This is a genomic window from Pontibacter sp. HSC-36F09, assembly GCF_024171605.1.
Classification (GTDB): Bacteria; Bacteroidota; Bacteroidia; order Cytophagales; family Hymenobacteraceae; genus Pontibacter.
Map to the genome: position 1 here is coordinate 677,224 of NZ_JALKAA010000003.1, position 16,818 is coordinate 694,041.

General features: G+C 51.0%; 13 protein-coding genes. 4 read left to right on the forward strand and 9 right to left on the reverse strand.

What is annotated here, in order from left to right:
- The first annotated feature begins 516 nt into the window (after positions 1-516).
- Positions 517-2,388 carry a DEAD/DEAH box helicase gene (locus L1278_RS12875; protein ID WP_253405019.1) on the forward strand — a complete coding sequence of 624 codons (1,872 nt, stop codon included), beginning with the start codon at positions 517-519 and terminating at the stop codon, positions 2,386-2,388.
- A 347-nt stretch (positions 2,389-2,735) separates the two neighbouring features.
- On the opposite strand, the gene L1278_RS12880 is transcribed toward L1278_RS12875, so the two are convergent.
- The 3 genes from L1278_RS12880 to L1278_RS12890 all read right to left on the reverse strand — a co-directional run bounded on the left by L1278_RS12880 (position 2,736) and on the right by L1278_RS12890 (position 5,345).
- Positions 2,736-3,179 (reverse strand): PA2169 family four-helix-bundle protein, encoded by a 444-nt coding sequence (locus L1278_RS12880; protein ID WP_253405021.1) that lies wholly within the window; start codon positions 3,177-3,179, stop codon positions 2,736-2,738.
- Positions 3,180-3,259: 80 nt separating this feature from the next.
- Positions 3,260-4,489 carry an NAD(P)/FAD-dependent oxidoreductase gene (locus tag L1278_RS12885; protein ID WP_253405023.1) on the reverse strand — a complete coding sequence of 410 codons (1,230 nt, stop codon included), beginning with the start codon at positions 4,487-4,489 and terminating at the stop codon, positions 3,260-3,262.
- Positions 4,490-4,517: 28 nt separating this feature from the next.
- On the reverse strand, positions 4,518-5,345 hold the full coding sequence (locus L1278_RS12890; RefSeq protein ID WP_253405030.1) for an SDR family oxidoreductase: 828 nt from the start codon (positions 5,343-5,345) through the stop codon (positions 4,518-4,520).
- A gap of 81 nt (positions 5,346-5,426) precedes the next feature.
- Here L1278_RS12890 and L1278_RS12895 point away from each other — a divergent pair, with 81 nt between their 5' ends.
- Together L1278_RS12895 and L1278_RS12900 are read left to right on the forward strand one after the other, a co-directional pair.
- Positions 5,427-6,881 (forward strand): NAD(P)/FAD-dependent oxidoreductase, encoded by a 1,455-nt coding sequence (locus tag L1278_RS12895; protein WP_253405032.1) that lies wholly within the window; start codon positions 5,427-5,429, stop codon positions 6,879-6,881.
- A gap of 311 nt (positions 6,882-7,192) precedes the next feature.
- Positions 7,193-7,921, forward strand: coding sequence for a DNA/RNA non-specific endonuclease (locus L1278_RS12900; RefSeq protein WP_253405034.1), 729 nt, complete (start codon positions 7,193-7,195; stop codon positions 7,919-7,921).
- Positions 7,922-7,988: 67 nt separating this feature from the next.
- Here L1278_RS12900 and L1278_RS12905 read toward each other — a convergent pair whose 3' ends face one another.
- Positions 7,989-8,393, reverse strand: coding sequence for a nuclease A inhibitor family protein (locus tag L1278_RS12905; RefSeq protein ID WP_253405036.1), 405 nt, complete (start codon positions 8,391-8,393; stop codon positions 7,989-7,991).
- Between the two features lie 123 nt (positions 8,394-8,516).
- On the opposite strand from L1278_RS12905, the gene L1278_RS12910 reads away from it, so the two are divergent.
- Positions 8,517-9,386 (forward strand): SDR family oxidoreductase, encoded by an 870-nt coding sequence (locus L1278_RS12910; RefSeq protein ID WP_253405038.1) that lies wholly within the window; start codon positions 8,517-8,519, stop codon positions 9,384-9,386.
- Between the two features lie 561 nt (positions 9,387-9,947).
- On the opposite strand, the gene L1278_RS12915 is transcribed toward L1278_RS12910, so the two are convergent.
- The 5 genes from L1278_RS12915 to L1278_RS12935 all read right to left on the reverse strand — a co-directional run bounded on the left by L1278_RS12915 (position 9,948) and on the right by L1278_RS12935 (position 16,610).
- A complete protein-coding gene (locus L1278_RS12915; RefSeq protein ID WP_253405040.1) occupies positions 9,948-10,607 on the reverse strand; it encodes an SCO family protein in 660 nt (219 codons plus the stop codon).
- A 10-nt stretch (positions 10,608-10,617) separates the two neighbouring features.
- Complete coding sequence (locus tag L1278_RS12920) at positions 10,618-11,421, reverse strand: formylglycine-generating enzyme family protein (protein ID WP_253405042.1); 804 nt, start codon at positions 11,419-11,421, stop codon at positions 10,618-10,620.
- Positions 11,422-11,440: 19 nt separating this feature from the next.
- Positions 11,441-12,919, reverse strand: a complete 1,479-nt coding sequence (gene nirK, locus L1278_RS12925) for a copper-containing nitrite reductase (protein WP_253405044.1) — start codon at positions 12,917-12,919, stop codon at positions 11,441-11,443.
- 150 nt (positions 12,920-13,069) lie between these two features.
- Entirely contained in the window at positions 13,070-14,965 is a 1,896-nt protein-coding gene (gene gnd / locus L1278_RS12930; protein WP_253405046.1) for a decarboxylating NADP(+)-dependent phosphogluconate dehydrogenase, read from the reverse strand.
- Between the two features lie 184 nt (positions 14,966-15,149).
- On the reverse strand, positions 15,150-16,610 hold the full coding sequence (locus tag L1278_RS12935; protein WP_253405048.1) for a S41 family peptidase: 1,461 nt from the start codon (positions 16,608-16,610) through the stop codon (positions 15,150-15,152).
- Positions 16,611-16,818 lie beyond the last annotated feature (208 nt).

Here is a 16,818-nt window from a genome sequence, read left to right on the forward strand (position 1 = left end):
CCTATATAAATCACGCTAGCTTGGCACAATTTAAAATTGAACTGATTTTGATCCTGTTATATACTAAACTACGAGCTTCTTATTGGATATACCAATGAAAAACTTTAATAATAGTTAATGGCTTGATTTCTAGTGTGAATGTAGTCCATTTACGGGCAAACAAAATCGCAGTTTCTTATTTCAATAATTTTTTGGAGTATTTTGACGCAAAATAAAAAATAATTTGAAATAAATATAATAGTTCACCATTTAATCAGAACAATTTTTTAATCGAATAATACCTATTGTTTTGCACTGGTCTGTTAAAGAATAAATTAGGTCATATGACGACGGTTTCATTTATTCTGCGTATCTTTGCAGCCGATTTGGAATCAGTCTGATTTAAGTATAACTGGCTACACCGCTTTTTTTGAGCATAACCTGGTTGATTTTTTTTCTTGTCGGACTTCTTTTTCGTAAAGAAGGGTTTATGGACAGGCTGTCTCCAGATGAAGTGTAAAAAGTTATTATAACAGAATGAACAAAATCAGATTTGACGAGCTTCCGCTTTCGCCGGAAGTCCAGCGAGCTATCGCTGACATGGGCTTCGAAGAAGCATCTCCCATCCAAACAGAAGCAATCCCGGTAGTTTTAGCAGGACGCGACATTATTGGCCAGGCCCAGACGGGTACGGGCAAGACGGCCGCATTCGGTATACCTACCATTGAGAGCATCGACGAGAACGACCGCAGTGTACAGGCCCTTATCCTGTGCCCAACGCGCGAACTGGCTATTCAAGTAGCCGGAGAAATCCAGAAACTTATTAAGTACAAGCCAGGCATCAGCATTGTGCCTATCTACGGTGGACAGGCTTACGATCGTCAGCTGCGTGCCCTTAAGCAGGGTGTGCAGATCGTGATCGGTACGCCGGGCCGTGTGATGGACCACATCGAACGCGGTACCCTGAAACTGGACAAGATCAAAAAGATCATCCTGGACGAGGCAGACGAAATGCTCGACATGGGCTTCCGTGACGACATCGAGTTTGTGCTGAGCAAAATGCCGGAAGAGCGCCAGACGATCTTCTTCTCGGCTACGATGTCCAAGCCGATCATGGACCTGACCAAGCGCTACCAGACCGATCCGGTGGTCGTGAAAGTGGTGCACAAGGAACTGACGGTAACCAACATTGACCAGGTATACTTCGAGGTGCGTAACTCTATGAAGCAGGAAGTACTTTCCCGCATCCTGGACATGCACAACATGAAGTCGGTGATCATCTTCTGCAATACCAAGCGTATGGTGGATGAACTGGTTACTAACCTGCAGGCCCGTGGCTATTTCGCCGATGCCCTGCACGGTGACCTGAACCAAAACCAGCGCTCTAACGTGATGGGCAAGTTCCGTAACGCAACGCTGGAGATACTGGTAGCCACTGACGTAGCTGCCCGTGGTCTTGACGTGGATAACGTAGAGGCGGTATTCAACTACGACCTCCCGCAGGACGAAGAAGCCTACGTGCACCGTATCGGTCGTACAGGCCGTGCCGGAAAGTCTGGCCGTGCCTTCTCTTTCGTGTCTGGTCGCTCTGACATGTACAAGCTGAAGGATATCATGCGCTATACCAAAGCCAATATCCAGCTTCAGCAGGTACCTACTTACGATGACGTGAATGAGCTGCGTACCAGCGTATACCTGGAGAAGGTGCGTGAAGTACTGGAGAAGGGCAACCTGACCAAGCACATTGCCAAAATCGAAAGCCTGGTAAACGAAGAATATACTTCCCTTGAGATCGCTGCTGCTCTTTTGAAGATGTCTTTGAAAGAAGCCAAGACAAAAGAAGCTGGCAAAGAGGCAGAAAAAAGCATGGGTGGACCAAAAGCCGGTTTCGACCGTCTGTTCATCACCATCGGTAAAAAAGACCGTGTGCATCCTAAAGATCTGATCGACCTGTTGAGCCAGAACGCTGATATACCTGCTTCTAAAGTAGGCGACATCGACCTGTACGATAAGTTTAGCTTTGTAGAGGTGCCAACCGAATACACGGCTGACATTCTGCAGAAAGTGGGCCGCATCGAAGTGGACGGACGCACCGTGATCGTAGAAAAATCGCAGAAGAAAGAAGGCGAAGCTGGTGGCGGCAATAGAGAAGACTTCGGTTTCAGTGACCGGGGAGCCGATCGTGGTGGCAAGCGCTTCGGCGGTGGCGACCGTGGTGGTTTTGGTGATCGTGACCGCGGAGGCTATGGTGGCGAACGTGATCGTGGACCACGCAGAGAAGGCGGTGGCAGCGGATACGGAGGCGGTGGAAGCCGTTTCGGTGGCCGTGGCGACCGTGACTCTTTCAGAGGCGGTGACCGTCGCAGCAGCGGTGGTGATCGTGGCGGATTCCGCAAAAAAAGATTCTAATTGTCCGAACCTGCCAAAAGGTAGAATCGTATAAATAGGTATACAACGCTTGAAGTGTAAAAGCTTCGAATTGTTAGAAAAGGCTGACTTGAAACGTCAGCCTTTTTGTTTTAAAATATTTATCCAGAAGCTCGTAACCTTGGCTATACCTTTCCGTTAAAGAAGGTATCATAAAAAGGTTGGAAGATTATTCTACTGTTTTACGCAGTTAGAACTGATAAGCCTGACATCAGACGGATGTCAGGCTTATTACTTTTATACCCGCCCATACCTTCCGCAAAAGCCGGAGGCACAAAAAAAGGAGCTTTTGCAGCTCCTTTTTTATTTTATCTACCTTTTATAAGAAATCAGGCACTGTCACGAAGTGAACGAATGTGGTCGTGCGCGTTTTTCACATCCTGGTACTGCTGCGCTATGATTGGCTTCAGTTCACCTGGCAGGTCTTTCTGCATCGCTTCTTCGTACGCTTTCACGGCATAGTCTTCACCGCGCTCGCACTCTTCCAGTATGCGCTTTCTGTCTTTCGAAGAAAGGGCAGCTTTGATATCGATCCAGGCGCGGTGCAGGGTGCCTTCGATGGAGCTGGTCTCGTCATCCGTCTTTCCCATTTTGTGCAGCTGGTCCTGCAGCTCAGTGATCATGCTGTCGCGCTGCACAGCGTATTTACGGAACAGGTCTTTCAGGTCCTGGTCTTCAACGTCTTCGGCAGCAGTTTTATAGCCCTTTACACCATCTTTGCATCTTTCAATAAGATGGTGAACGGTTGAGTGAACTTCTTTATTAATTTCCATAGTAATATTTTTTTTAGTTTTTGTATGCTGATGTACTGCATTCCACCAGTTTTTGTTACCAAAATGGATATATCGCTATGCTAGTATATGGAAGCGGCCATGGCCCGGCCCGCCAGGTATCCGGTCGTCCAGGCGGACTGAAAATTAAAACCACCCGTAATGCCATCCACATCCAGCACTTCACCGGCAAAATACAGACCCGGGTGCAGACGGCTTTCCATCGTTTTCATATTGATCTGGCTCAGGTCCACACCACCGCAGGTCACGAACTCTTCTTTAAACGTGGTCTTACCGTCCACCTCGACGGGCATCCGGAGCAGGGCCTCCACCAGTTTGTTCGTGTTTTTAGCGGGCAGTTCGGCCCATTTCACTTCGTCACCTATACCGGCTATACCTGTCAGCGCTTTCCACAGTCGTTGCGGCAAACCGAAAAGCGGGTTGGTGGACACTACCTTCTTGGGGTGCGCCTTGCGGAAATTGTGCAGGTGCTCACGCAGGCTTTCCTCTGTCTGGTCATGCACCCAACTGACCATAGCCGTAAATCGATAGTCCATGCCGTAAAACAGGCGGGCGCCCCAGGCGGAAAGTTTGAGAACAGCCGGACCGCTGTAGCCCCAGTGGGTGATCAGCAACGGCCCTTCGTACTCCAGTTTCTGACCGGCTATGCGTACCCTGGCCTGCGGCACCGAGACCCCTTGCAACTCTTTGAGCGGTGAGCCCGGCACGTTGAAGGTAAAGAGGGAAGGGACCGGCTCCTGGATAGTATGCCCGAGCGCCCGCAGCCAATCATAACCCTGGCTTTTGGGGTTGCCTCCAGTGCTCACCAGCACCCGGTCGGCCTGCAGTTCACGGTTGTTGTTCAAGTATAAGGTATAGCCTCGGTTCTCAGCCCGTGGCTCGATGCGCTCCACGGCTATACCTGTTTTCACCTCCACACCGGTTTTAGCAGCTTCACGCTGCAGACAGTCTATGATGGTCTGTGAATTGTCAGTCACCGGAAACATGCGCCCGTCGGGCTCTGCCTTCAACTTCACGCCCCGGCTCTCGAACCATTCCACCGTTTCGGTTGCCCCAAAGGTCTTGAAAGCCTCCTTTAGCTGTTTGGCGCCTCGAGGGTAATGCTGCGCAAAAACCGTAGGTGTAAAACAGTGATGCGTCACGTTGCAGCGGCCGCCACCCGAAACCCTCACTTTCGATAAAAGCTTGTTGCTCTTCTCGAGGATGGTCACCTGTGCCTTAGGATTGGACTGCGCACAGGCGATGGCACCAAAATAGCCCGCCGCCCCGCCACCTATCACTACTATTTTCATGTTAACGAATTGCTAAATTGTTAAACGGCTAAAAGAAGGCCATTGGATCGGGGTAGGAGAAAACGTAGGACAGGTCGTCTTTCAATTTCTGGCTACTGATCAGCTTAAAATGGGTTTCTTCCATATCTTTGAAAGTCGGGGATTCCAGGTCAAGGGCTTTTGCGGCAGCTTCGTAGAAAGCTCTCCGGCTCGGATGCTCGTCTGCGCAGGCGTTGTATACCTGGCCCCATTTTTCCTGCGCGATAATGCGCTCCAGTATGTTCAGGCAGTCTTCGAGGTGGATCATATTGACAGGCGCATCGCCGTTTGGCAAATCATGCTTGCCTGCCAGGAAGCGACCCGGCTGCCTGTTGACTCCAACCAGTCCGCCAAAGCGTACCACCGTGCACACCCAGTTCTCACTGTCCTGGAACATCCGTTCAACCTTTAGGAGTGTATTGTTCGGGTCAAGTTCATCGGTAAAGCTGGTGTCTTCCTCCGTCACAATCCGGTTGAGCTCTGGGTATACCGAGGTCGAGGATACGAACAGCACGCGGCTAACGGGCGAAGCTAGCAGTGCCTTGCGCAATACAGTCATTTGTTGCAGGTAACTCTCACCGCCATCAGCACGAAGCTTAGGAGGGATGTTGAGCACCAGCACCTCCGCCTGCAGAAAATCTTCGAGTACCTGTTGGTCTAGTTGTGGATCAGAGAGGTTAACCTGGAAGGGATTTATACCTGCCTGGCGGAGTGTCTCCAGTTTTGGCTCGGAAGTAGTGGATCCGTTTACCCTGTGGCCGGAACGTACCAGGGCATCTGCCAGCGGAAGGCCGAGCCAGCCGCAACCCATGACACTGATGTCAGCTTTCTTTTGCATCGCTTTGGTGTTTTGTAGTTAACATTCCGTAAGCTCACTTGTTAACGTTTGCGACAAAGGTAAGCCTAAATTTATACATACATGCAGTACGATGTCATCCTGATCGGCTCTGGTTTTGGTTCGCTCACAGCCGCTGCCCTGCTTGCGAATAAAGGATTGAAAGTAGCTGTGCTGGAGCAGGCCAAGTACCCTGGTGGCTGCGCCTCTTCTTACAAACGCAAAGGCTACTGGTTTGAGACGGGGGCCACTACCCTGGTCGGGTTGGACGAGCACATGCCCTTGCGCTACCTGCTCGATCAGACAGGTATAGAACTCCCTTTGATTCAACTCCAAACTCCTATGCAGGTGCATCTGCCGGATGGGCAACTACTGACACGCTATGGCAATCTCGAAGCCTGGATTGAAGAAGCGGAGCGCGTGTTTGGACCGGAGGGTCAGCGGCCTTTCTGGGAGTACTGCTACCGCGTTAGCCAGCAGGTATGGCGCACTTCGCTGGAGCAACAATCATTTCCATTTTCGAATGTGCAGGACCTGTGGCAGGCTATGCGACAAGTGCGCCCGCATCAGCTTTCTCTGTTGCCGGGAGCTTTCAGAACCATGAAGGACTTGCTCAAACGGTATCGTCTGCTGGACAATAAACTTTTCACTGACTTCGTGAACGAGCAGCTGCTGATCACGGCACAAAACCACCTGGAGGAAGTGAATGAACTGTTCGGCGCAACTGCTCTATGCTATACCTTGTTTGGCAACTACTATGTGGAAGGTGGCATGATCGGGCTGGCCTGGGCACTTGAGCTATACCTGAACAAACAAGGCAGCACCATTTTGTACCGGCACCATGTAAACCAGATTGTGCCTCAGTCAGACGGTTACGAAGTCCGTTGTATGGCAGGTACCTACCGTTCCCGCTTTGTGATCAGTGGTATTCCGCTGAACGATACTTATCAGTTATTTCAAGACGAGAAGGTCAGGCAGAAATTAAGGCCTTACTTATTGCCTTCTGAGAAGCTGAATGGCGCCTTCACCATGGCCATCGCGCTCCGCCATGCACCTGCTATACCTGTGCTGCACCACCAGGTGCACGTGCCGGAGGGTCTGCCACTGATCGGCAGTAAGAGCTTCTTTGTCAGTTACAGTCACCCGGCTGACGAATTCAGAGCGAAGGCAGGGGAGCGGGTAGTAGCGATCAGCACGCACGTTCCCGACCCGGCTGCTCTTCGGATTTATGACAAAAGGCAATTGCAAGAAGCCATCATCACCAAAATGGAGGAATTAGGTATGCTGAAACGGGCAGACATCCTATACCTGGATTCGGCCACCCCCGGCGCCTGGATCTTCTGGACGCAAAGAGCCTACGGCATGGTGGGCGGCTATCCGCAGTACCGCGACATCAAGCCCTGGCAAATGAAAGACGCCCGGCTCGATCACAAAGGCGCCTATGTTTGCGGGGATACCGTCTATCCGGGGCAGGGGATCGTAGGCGTCTGCCTGAGCGGCATTATCGCGGCCAACAAGCTGCTACAAGATCATTTTTAGGTATAGCCGTTGCTAACTTGTTGTACAGATCCTGCCCGCCTCATTTAGTATCAATCTGAACCAATTATTTATAGATACTAGCAATTACATAGGGTCAATCAAGTGCTGTTCTACGTTTTTATATAAACTTTCGTGAATATGAAGTTCAGATACTGCGTGCTTCGAGTCAGAATGGCAATTTTACCGCCTCAATGAAAGTTTACAAAATGCTAAAGAGCTTTAAACGCATATCCTATTTCGCCTTTGTCGGATGGATGTTGGTATCGTGTTCGCAAGGAGACGAAGTGGTTCCCAAAGGTGACAACCTAGCTATGGGTAATCCGAGCGACGCAAACACGGGTTTTTCGAATTACTTTATCCAAAAGGAACAGTACGCCATGTCTTACAATTCTTACCGCGGCACGCCTAACTGGGTGAGCTGGCACCTGAGCAGCGCCTGGATGGGCAGTACACCGCGTCAGGATGACTTTCGGGGGGACAACACGCTGCCGGACAACTTTTACAGAGTGCTTCCATCAGACTACACGGGCAGTGGGTTCGATCGTGGACATAACACGCCGTCAGCGGATCGTACGCTTACGGTCACAGATAACTCGGACACCTTCCTGATGTCCAACATGATTCCGCAGGCACCGACAAACAACCAGCAGACCTGGGCCAATCTGGAGAACTATTGCCGCAAACTGGTAAGCCAGGGCAATGAACTCTATATTATCATGGGGCAATATGGCAAAGGCGGGACAGGTAGCGCAGGCTACAAGGAGACACTGGCGGGCGGCAAGGTAACGGTGCCGAACCGGATATGGAAAGTGATCATGGTGCTGCCGGAGGGCACAAATGATGTGGGTCGCGTGACAAACAGCACCCGTGTAATCGCGATCGACACCCCGAACTCCAACAGCATTAGCACCAGTTGGGCAACCTACCGCACAACTGTGGACGCAATCGAGAGCAAGACGGGTTATGATGTGCTCTCCAATGTGTCTGCTGCGGTTCAGGAAGTGATAGAGGCCCGGGTGGACAATGGTCCGACCTCCTGAGGTATAGCTACGTCATCTCTCTATAAAAAAATCCCCGGCTGCTCCAGTCGGGGATTTTTTCGTTTGATCAGGTTTCAACTACCAAGGTTTTGAGGCCGGCAATCTCGCCATCGGATGTGCGGCCCAGTATCAGCACCAGTTTCTGCGTTTCACCGACGCGGTATACCTTCACATCTTCTAAGAGCTCGTGCAGTTTCTTTTCCAGGTGCTGGAAGCGGTTTGCCTGCTGCATACCTTCTTCACCTGCCTCTGGTCTTGCTTGGGTCATGTTCCGGAAAAAATAACCTAATTCCAGTTCCTCGAAAGGATATTCGGCGGGCATGCCCGCCAGTCGTAGCACGGTCTCTTTATCCAGTTTCTCGTGCCGGAAGTTTTCGGCATGGTAGAATTCAAAAGGGGCGTCTGTTTCGCTCATCATGAGCAGTCCGTCGGTTGCCGCCTTCAGTTCTGCTTCAATAGTTTTTAGATCCATAGTTTTATATTGCTTCAGCAAAAGAATGCTTCTTTTACTCTTATTTTCGCCTTTGGTTCTTATCTTTAGCTAGTCAGCCCTGACAATTATACGTTAGCTTTTTAAAACAAACAAAATAAGACGATGAAGGCAGAACCTATGCTGAAAGAAGGCGCGCTGAAAGGCAAAACCATTGTGGTAACGGGTGGCGGCACCGGCCTGGGCCGCTCCATGACAAAATATTTTCTGGAGCTCGGTGCCAACGCCGTGATCTGCAGCCGCAAACAGGAAGTGCTCGAAAAAGCTGCCGAAGAGCTGATGCAGGAAACCGGTGGTCAGGTATTGGCCGTTGCCTGCGATGTGCGCAAGTACAACGAAATCGAAGCCATGCTGCAGGCCACGCTCGACAAATTCGGCAGGGTGGATGTGCTGGTCAACAATGCCGCAGGCAATTTCGTGAGCCCGACAGAGCGCCTCAGCCACAAAGCCTTCGACGTGATCACCGACATCGTCCTCAAGGGAAGCTACAACTGTACCCTGGCGCTGGGCAAACACTGGATTGAGCAGAAGCAGGAGGGAACCATCCTCAACATTGTAACCACCTACGCCTGGACCGGTTCCGGTTATGTAGTGCCTTCAGCCTGCGCCAAAGCCGGCGTGCTGGCCATGACGCGCTCCCTGGCTTCTGAGTGGGCTAAGTACGGCATCCGCTCCAACGCCATCGCTCCCGGACCTTTCCCTACCGAAGGCGCCTGGACCCGTCTCTTCCCGAAACAGCTTGCCGATAAACTCGACCCGGTGAAGCGTATACCTGTCGGCCGCTTCGGCGAGCACCAGGAACTGGCTAACCTGGCCGCCTATCTGGTGTCTGACTACGCCGCCTTTGTAAATGGGGAAGTGGTGACGATAGACGGTGGCGAGTGGCTCTACGGCGCCGGTGAATTCAATGCCTTCGACCAGATCCCGCAGGAAATGTGGGATGCAATGGAGAAGCAGATGCGAGGGAAGGGGTGATGGAGTGATGGAGTGATGGAGTGATGGAGTGATGGAGTGAATATGGAGTTACTGCAGGATTAGTTTTTTGTAGGGACAGGTCGCGACCTGTCCGAATCGTGCACCTGCAATACTGTTTTGCACAGTACACCTGATGCCGTCATTTTATCTAAACTTTACTGCGTCACTAAATTCCTAAACCGCAAAATAATTAACTTCTGATCCGGACTTACATAACCGAGTTTTTGTCTGCATGGGACATCCTTGTCCCCGTATACCTGCAGACGGGCTCACAGGCTCTTTTGGATCTATCAATCCGAAAGCATGCGGTAGGGGATTTCCTAATCCCCGTATACCTGCAAACCTAAGCACGGGGATGTGGACATTCCCAACAGTTGGGGGTAGGGGCCCTCTATAAAGCTTCTGGACATGGATGTCACCAAGAGCATTATCTCAAGTTGAGGGCATTGGCTGGTGGAAAGCTTCGTTAAAGTGTGATTTCTGATTAATTACTATACATGCAGAAGTCCCTGAACCGCATGCAAGTGCATCGTCCAGGGATTTTTCATTAAAGACTATACCTTAAATTTTCTGCAGCAGGCCTTTGATGGCATTAACGGTTTCATCGGGTTCTACGCCAAGTCCTTCGGCCTGGTGGATGATCTCGCCGTTTTCATTGAGCACCGTGATGATGTTGGAGTGGGAAATCTCGCCGTCAAGTTCTACTTTGTACTTCATGTTCAGCAGGGCGGCCAGCTCTCGGATGTTATCCTGCTCACTGGTCAGCAGTGTCCAGCGCTTCGGGTCCAGGTTGTTGGACTTGGCAAAATCCAGCAGCCGCTCCGGTGTGTCCCGGGCGGGGTCCATGGTCACGAGCACGATCCCTATGTCTTCCCGCTTGTATTGGTCCAGTCCCATCTCGATGCGCTTCAGGTCGGCAATGATGCGCGGACAGGCATACCCGCAATGGGTATAGACCATGGCCACCAGCTGCACTTTGCCCTGGAATTCCTGCAGCTTCAAGGCCTCAGCGTTTTGGTTCTGCCAGTCAGACTCGAGTTGGTAAAGCGACATATCAGTTAGCCCGGCAGTAGGTTTAGCCAGGTTGCCGGTGCCGTCGGGCAGTTCTTCAGCGGCCAGTGGTTTGGTGCAGCAACTGTCTTCTTCATGGGCCACTTCCTGCTGACAGGCTGTGAAACCAAGGGAGATCAACATGAACAGGTATAAGGTATAGCGTTTCATAACAATTAGATTATTTTTTGGCTGTGGTTAGTGCGGGAGCGTCCTGCGCGCATCTGAAGCCCAGGTTTGCCACTGTGTAGTTGGCTTTGAGGCTCGAGCGGAAGGCGTAGCGCATAAAGGCCACATAATTTTTTACATCACTGGCTCCAGCAGAACCGGCTCCGCAGAACAGTTGCCTGTCCATGCTGGCGTTTTGTCTGGACTCACCCACGATCAGGGCCGAGTTGAAATCAGAGGTCCATTCCCATACCAGTCCTATCATACCATAAAGACCGTAGTAGTTTTTAAAGGCGTCCTTCACAGGTGGCAGGTACTTAGGGTTTGGCTGGCTGTACCAATCGAGACTGCGCTGGTAAAAGCTGGGCTCGCTGGAAGCATCCTTTTTCGATTCGCTGGCCAGTGCGGCAAACTCCCATTCGTTTACAGTAGGCAGTCGCTTGCCCTGGCACTCGCAGTATGCCTTGGCGGCAAACCAAGACACGTTGATCACAGGACTGTCTTTGAGCTTGTCAGAAGCAGTACCCACGCCCAGCGGGCTGGCCCAGTGCTTCAGGTAGCCGGCATCTGCAAAAAGCGCCTTTACTTCTGACTTCTGCCATTTCGGGTATTTGCTTACAAAGGCCTCATACTGGGCATTGGTGACCGGGTACTTGTCCATCTGGAAGCCCTGCACCGTCACAGCCTGGTTGTTGCTGCCGTAAAGCGGCACAAAAATGCCTCCCTTCACATGAACCATGTCGGCAGGAGAGCCCTTTTGTGCTTGTGCTATACTACAGGCTCCGAGCATCAGCAAGATTGTCAGAAGTCGTCGCATGATTGATACTTGTTAAGGATTAGTGCTTGTACTTGGCTTTGGCTTTCTTCACCTGCTCCGGTGTGATCTCACCACCTTTGTTAGCCCAGCTGTTTACCACATAGGTCATCACGTTGGCGATCTCTTCGTCAGACAGTTTCAGCTTCGGCATGGTACTGTTGTATACCTCGCCGTTCACTTTGATCTGGCCTTCCAGACCGTGGGCTACTACCCCGATAGAGCGATCTACGTCGGCATTCAGGTAGTCAGACTTTGCAAGCGGAGGGAAGGCGCCTTTAATGCCCTGGCCTTCTGCCTGGTGACAGGCCTGGCAGTTCTGCGCGTAGAGGGTTTTGCCCAGTTCGAGGCGCATGTCCTTGTTAGAGGCGAAGGCAGCTTTCGGTGTGTTAGACTTCGGCATTTCCTGTACGGTAGAGCCTTCTGGCAGGTAGATCTTCTGCTCGGTCTGTCCGGAGAATACTGCCAGGTTGTCCGGTCCTTCTACTTTCAGCATACCCAGTGCGCCTTTGTTGAAGGTTCTGAAGATGGAGTGGTCTACCAGCACATAGTTGCCTGGCACGTCAGCCTTAAATTCTGTGATAGCGGAGCCACCAGCAGGCACCAGCGTGGTCTGCACGTTTTTGTTCACGGTTGAGCCACCCTCTACATACACATTGTCAAAGATCTCACCGATGACGTGGAAGCTGGATACCAGGTTAGGACCGCCATTGCCCACGAAGAGACGTACTTTGTCACCTACCTTGGCGGTGATGGCATTGTCGCCTGTCATAGAGCCCACAGAGCCGTTGAACACTACATAAGAGGGTCTTTCGTCCAGGGCTTTCTCCATGTCGAATGGCTGCAGGCCAGGCGCACCGAAACCTCCCTTGGTGTAAAAATCACCCTGCATCACGTAGTACTCCTTGTCAACAGGCGCCATACCTTCTTCCGGCTCCACCATGATCAGGCCATACATACCGTTGGCGATGTGCATACCTACCGGCGCTGTGGCGCAATGGTACACATACAGGCCAGGGTTGAGGGCTTTGAAGTTGAACACTGTTTCCTGGCCAGGGGCTGTGAAAGTGGCAGCAGCGCCACCGCCCGGGCCGGTCACGGCGTGCAAGTCAATATTGTGTGGGTTCTTGCTGTCGGGGTGGTTCATGAGGTGAAACTCCACCTCGTCGTTCTGGCGTACGCGGATGAACTTGCCTGGCACTGAGCCGCCGAAGGTCCAGAAGGTATAGTCTACGCCGTCAGCCAGTTTCTTCACTACTTCGGTCACCTCCAGGCGCACCACCACTTTGGCCGGGTGCTTGCGGGTGATAGGAGCCGGAACAAGTGGGGCATCCGTCAACTCCGCTTCGATCACGGGCATCTCAGTGGGAGCGGCCGTTTCGTTGAGGGAGCTTAAGATTTCAGCATTTGTGGTCTTGGTGCCACAGGAAGAGGCGATGCCGAGGCAGAAAATGCCCATCATGGCCAGCCGTATTGCTTTTGGTAAATGTGACCGTTTCATAAGAATAGCTGTTAGAGTGTCTTTATGTTCACAAAAGAACACCAGTAACTCTTCTATTCTTATGACGGTAGTCAGCGGCAGAAGTGACTTATATCACTTGTGATGTAATTTTAAAAAGATGTTTAAACACTATATTTATCCAGTATTTATTTAACCTTTCCAGTTAGTATGAAAGTACTCTCCGGTAGGTTTGTCCTTGCGCTGGTAAGTGTGCGCTCCAAAGTAATCCCGCTGCGCCTGTATCAGGTTGGCCGCTGAGTCAGCGGTACTATACCCTAAGAAATAATTTAAGGCAGCAGAGAGCACCGGCAGCGGTATACCGTACTGTAGCCCCAGCGCCACGACAGAAGCAAAACCCTGCCGCGCGTTTCGGATCCGATCAACGATAGGAGGGGCCATGAGCAGGCGCTGCTCCTGCTGGTAGATTTCTACCAGCTCTTCCATCAGCTCAGAGCGAATAATGCAGCCGTTGGTCCAAATGCGGGCAATTTCGCTTAAGTTCAGGTTCCAGTCCAGTTGCACAGACACTTCACGCATTAAGCTAAAGCCGATCTCGTGATTGATAATGCGGGTTACCTGGTAGGCCTGCTTCAGACTGTGAACAAAGCTGTTTTCATCGATCGTAACATTAGGGTTTTGTTTCTGGTAGAGGTCTGCCGCTTTTACCCGTTCGGTTTTTATGGCGGAAAGCGCCCGGGCCATCACAGCGGCTGAAAGAGTATCGTACGGTACGCCGTACTCCAGGGCTACAGCTGCCGACCAACCTCCGGTACCTTTCTGCTCGGCCTGATCCAGTATTTTGTCGAGCAGTAGTTCTTCACCTTCCTTCTTTTGCAGAATGTCAATCGTGATTTCCAGCAGGTAACTTCCCAATCCATTCTTTTGCCAATCTGAAAAAATGGCAGCAATATCAGCAGGTGCTATACCTAGCATATAGCGTAAGAGCGAATAAACCTCCGTCAATGCCTGCATCTCGGCATACTCTATCCCGTTATGCACCATCTTCACGAAATGTCCGGCTCCGTCAGGTCCAATGTAGGTGGTGCAGGACTTGCCCTTGCTGTCCCGGGCCGCGATCAGCTCCAGGTATTTGGCTATCTGTTCAAATCCTTCACGCGGACCGCCGGGCATAATGGACGGGCCTTTGCGGGCGCCTTCCTCACCACCGGATATGCCGGTACCCACGAAGTGCAGCCCTTTGCCGGAGAGCAGCGCAGTACGCCTTGTCGTATCTTTATAATAGGAGTTACCACCGTCAATCACCACATCGCCTGGCTCCAGCAGCGGGATGAGTGCTTCCAGCTGCGCGTCTATGGCGCCAGCAAAGATCATCAGAAGTACTTTGCGCGGCTTTTCCAGCGACTGCACAAACTCTTCAAGCTGGTCAAAGCCTTTTATACTAGTGAAGGAAGGGTTTTCGGAAATTACCTGTTCGGCTATACCTTCTTCTTTACCCGGCAGGTGACGGTTATATACTGCAACACGCACACCATGACTGGCCAGGTTCAGGGCCAGGCTTTTGCCCATCACACCAAGGCCGATCACACCAAATTCTGATTGTGGGTTCATATGCTCTAGTTTAGTCATTACTTCCTGTACGATCTGCTCAGGACTTAAGGAAACATCGACGTGTATGCCGTAGGCTGGCTTCTCCAGCGCTTGCAACTGCGACTCCAACATGGCAGGCGGCATGAAGTGCGCATGCCGCGTCTGCAGTCGCTTCAGGATGGTGTCGCGGGAACCATCCAGGTAGATCCAGCTAATGTCCGGAACAGTTTGCAGCCTTTTGCGGTAATCCTCCTTCAGGGCAGAGCAGGCCAATACGGCACCTCCATTTGTTTCCCAAAAAGGAATCAAACCGGCCAACTGTGCCAGCCAGGGTGCCCGGTCCTGGTCGTTCAAAGGTATACCTTGGCGCATTTTATCAATGCTCTGCAGGGGGTGGTAATCGTCTGCATCATAAAAAGGGAGCTGCAGCCTGCCGGCAAGTTTCTGACCGACCGTGGTTTTGCCACTTCCTGTTACTCCCATCACGATGTAGATCATATTTGCTGAAATTAAGGTACTCACCCCGATTTTTCAGGAGCCACCATACACTGTTTGGTTTTGTACGGAATTGAGGAGAGTAGTTTGCAAATAACGAATTGCTTAGCACATGAAAGTACCTGCTCGTGGTTAAGTAAACCATGAGTGCGTAATTCAGAAATAAGAAAAGGTATATCAGGTATACCTAATTAGAGGGGTGTGTTTTACCTGCTTTCAGTAAGTGGCGCATGTGCTGTATACTCAATTCGAGTATGTCTGCATCCGGGCTCACGTATACGTCAGGGGCCATACCGTAAGGGTCAATCGGATTTTCGGCCACATCACGGGCTCGAAGGGTAGAAGGGTAGCGCAGATCAAAGCAGCCGATACTTTTGGTCAGCACCATAAAACCATCGACAATACCGGCCGTGTTCTGTCCATACAAGATCACTTTGTCGCTTTGGCGGGCCCTGTACACGAAGGTCTCTCCGGAGCTGATCGTTTTCGCGTTTATCAGCACAGCCACTTTTTGTTTAGGTGCATAAAGGGTATCGGGCTTGTAGGTGCGGGCATATTTTTCCTGATTATACCAGAACATCGTGTTTTTTAATGACATCACGTAATCATACTCTGCCTTATCGGCCTCGTCCATCTTCTCAGGATCTTTGCCAGCCAGCAGCGATTTTAAATTGCCCTCGGACAGCCAGGTGCCAATGTTGGGGATCTGTACAGGACCGGATAATACATAAGGCAGCACCGGCAGGTATACGGCGTCGTTTCCGCCATTATTGTCCCGCACATCGATGATGATGAATTCTGCTTTGATCAGTTCCTGGTGATGGGCTTTGAGGAGACTGTCAACAAAGGCGGGTTGCTTCTCATAGAAATTCGGGAAGCGTATGTAGGGCACATCACCCTCTAGCATCCTGAAGTGAAAGTCGCTGTAGCGCGCGATCTCTTCCGGTGGTTTTGTCCCTTTGGCAGCGGGCCATACCTTGTGCCAGGTGTTATAAGACACGAATTCCAGCTTTTCGGGGCTCTGCAGTTTTGTTTTAAACTGTCGGCTGCTGTTGTCATCCATGTAGTACACGGCCTCATAATCATTTCCGTATACCTGGTTCAGCTCAAAACGCACATCTCCTGTTTTCCAGATGGCATTATTGCTTTCGAGGACCACCCCAACAAAATCCCGCTTGTGGTCACTTGACTTAGGGTCAGGCATAATGCCCACTTCATAAGCGCCATACTTCCAGATACCCAGCAGGTCATTAGCCCGGTATGCTTTCTTCTTCTGTATCTTTTTCAGGTCAGTGATAAAAGTGGCTCTGTCTACCTTTATGTGCTCGCGCAATTGCTGGCTGCCGTTAGCTACGGTGAATTTTATGTTATTGTGCCCATCCCTGAAGAACGCCAGCCATTGCTTCAGTACAGGCAGGCAGTCCTCAATGGCTGTGACAGCCTTGGCCTTGTCGCGGTACACAGCTTTGTTTGCAAGGTATAGCTCCCTGTTTTGGTCTGTTACTTTGATGTGAAATAGGGCATAGTCGTTTTCGTATACCTGCACCGACTGCTCAAACGCATCAGCACACTTACAGTCCTGTGCCTGGACTGGTACTGCAAATGTGATGGCAATAAGCAGGCATAGTAGGGTAGAGGTTGTTTTCATAGAGGGAGGTGGGGTTTTTAGAGTATGTGGGGAAGGTGAATTAGTTCTCTAGTATAACGTTTAGTACAGGCTGTGAACAAGGCGCAGCCGAAGTATGGAGCCTGTGCAGGGTTGCACTAAACCTTCGGTAGCTGGTTTTAAAAAGCAGCGGATAAGCGTTACCTTTTGATTCAAACTTATTCCTTACATAAAGATGAAAAAAAAGAGC

Bases quoted from the DNA above. Each gene is read 5' to 3' on its own strand.
- L1278_RS12875 (WP_253405019.1), top strand. From the start codon at position 517: ATGAACAAAATCAGATTTGACGAGCTTCCGCTTTCGCCGGAAGTCCAG.
- L1278_RS12880 (WP_253405021.1), bottom strand. From the start codon at position 3,179: ATGGAAATTAATAAAGAAGTTCACTCAACCGTTCACCATCTTATTGAA.
- L1278_RS12885 (WP_253405023.1), bottom strand. From the start codon at position 4,489: ATGAAAATAGTAGTGATAGGTGGCGGGGCGGCGGGCTATTTTGGTGCC.
- L1278_RS12890 (WP_253405030.1), bottom strand. From the start codon at position 5,345: ATGCAAAAGAAAGCTGACATCAGTGTCATGGGTTGCGGCTGGCTCGGC.
- L1278_RS12895 (WP_253405032.1), top strand. From the start codon at position 5,427: ATGCAGTACGATGTCATCCTGATCGGCTCTGGTTTTGGTTCGCTCACA.
- L1278_RS12900 (WP_253405034.1), top strand. From the start codon at position 7,193: ATGGGTAATCCGAGCGACGCAAACACGGGTTTTTCGAATTACTTTATC.
- L1278_RS12905 (WP_253405036.1), bottom strand. From the start codon at position 8,393: ATGGATCTAAAAACTATTGAAGCAGAACTGAAGGCGGCAACCGACGGA.
- L1278_RS12910 (WP_253405038.1), top strand. From the start codon at position 8,517: ATGAAGGCAGAACCTATGCTGAAAGAAGGCGCGCTGAAAGGCAAAACC.
- L1278_RS12915 (WP_253405040.1), bottom strand. From the start codon at position 10,607: ATGAAACGCTATACCTTATACCTGTTCATGTTGATCTCCCTTGGTTTC.
- L1278_RS12920 (WP_253405042.1), bottom strand. From the start codon at position 11,421: ATGCGACGACTTCTGACAATCTTGCTGATGCTCGGAGCCTGTAGTATA.
- nirK (WP_253405044.1), bottom strand. From the start codon at position 12,919: ATGAAACGGTCACATTTACCAAAAGCAATACGGCTGGCCATGATGGGC.
- gnd (WP_253405046.1), bottom strand. From the start codon at position 14,965: ATGATCTACATCGTGATGGGAGTAACAGGAAGTGGCAAAACCACGGTC.
- L1278_RS12935 (WP_253405048.1), bottom strand. From the start codon at position 16,610: ATGAAAACAACCTCTACCCTACTATGCCTGCTTATTGCCATCACATTT.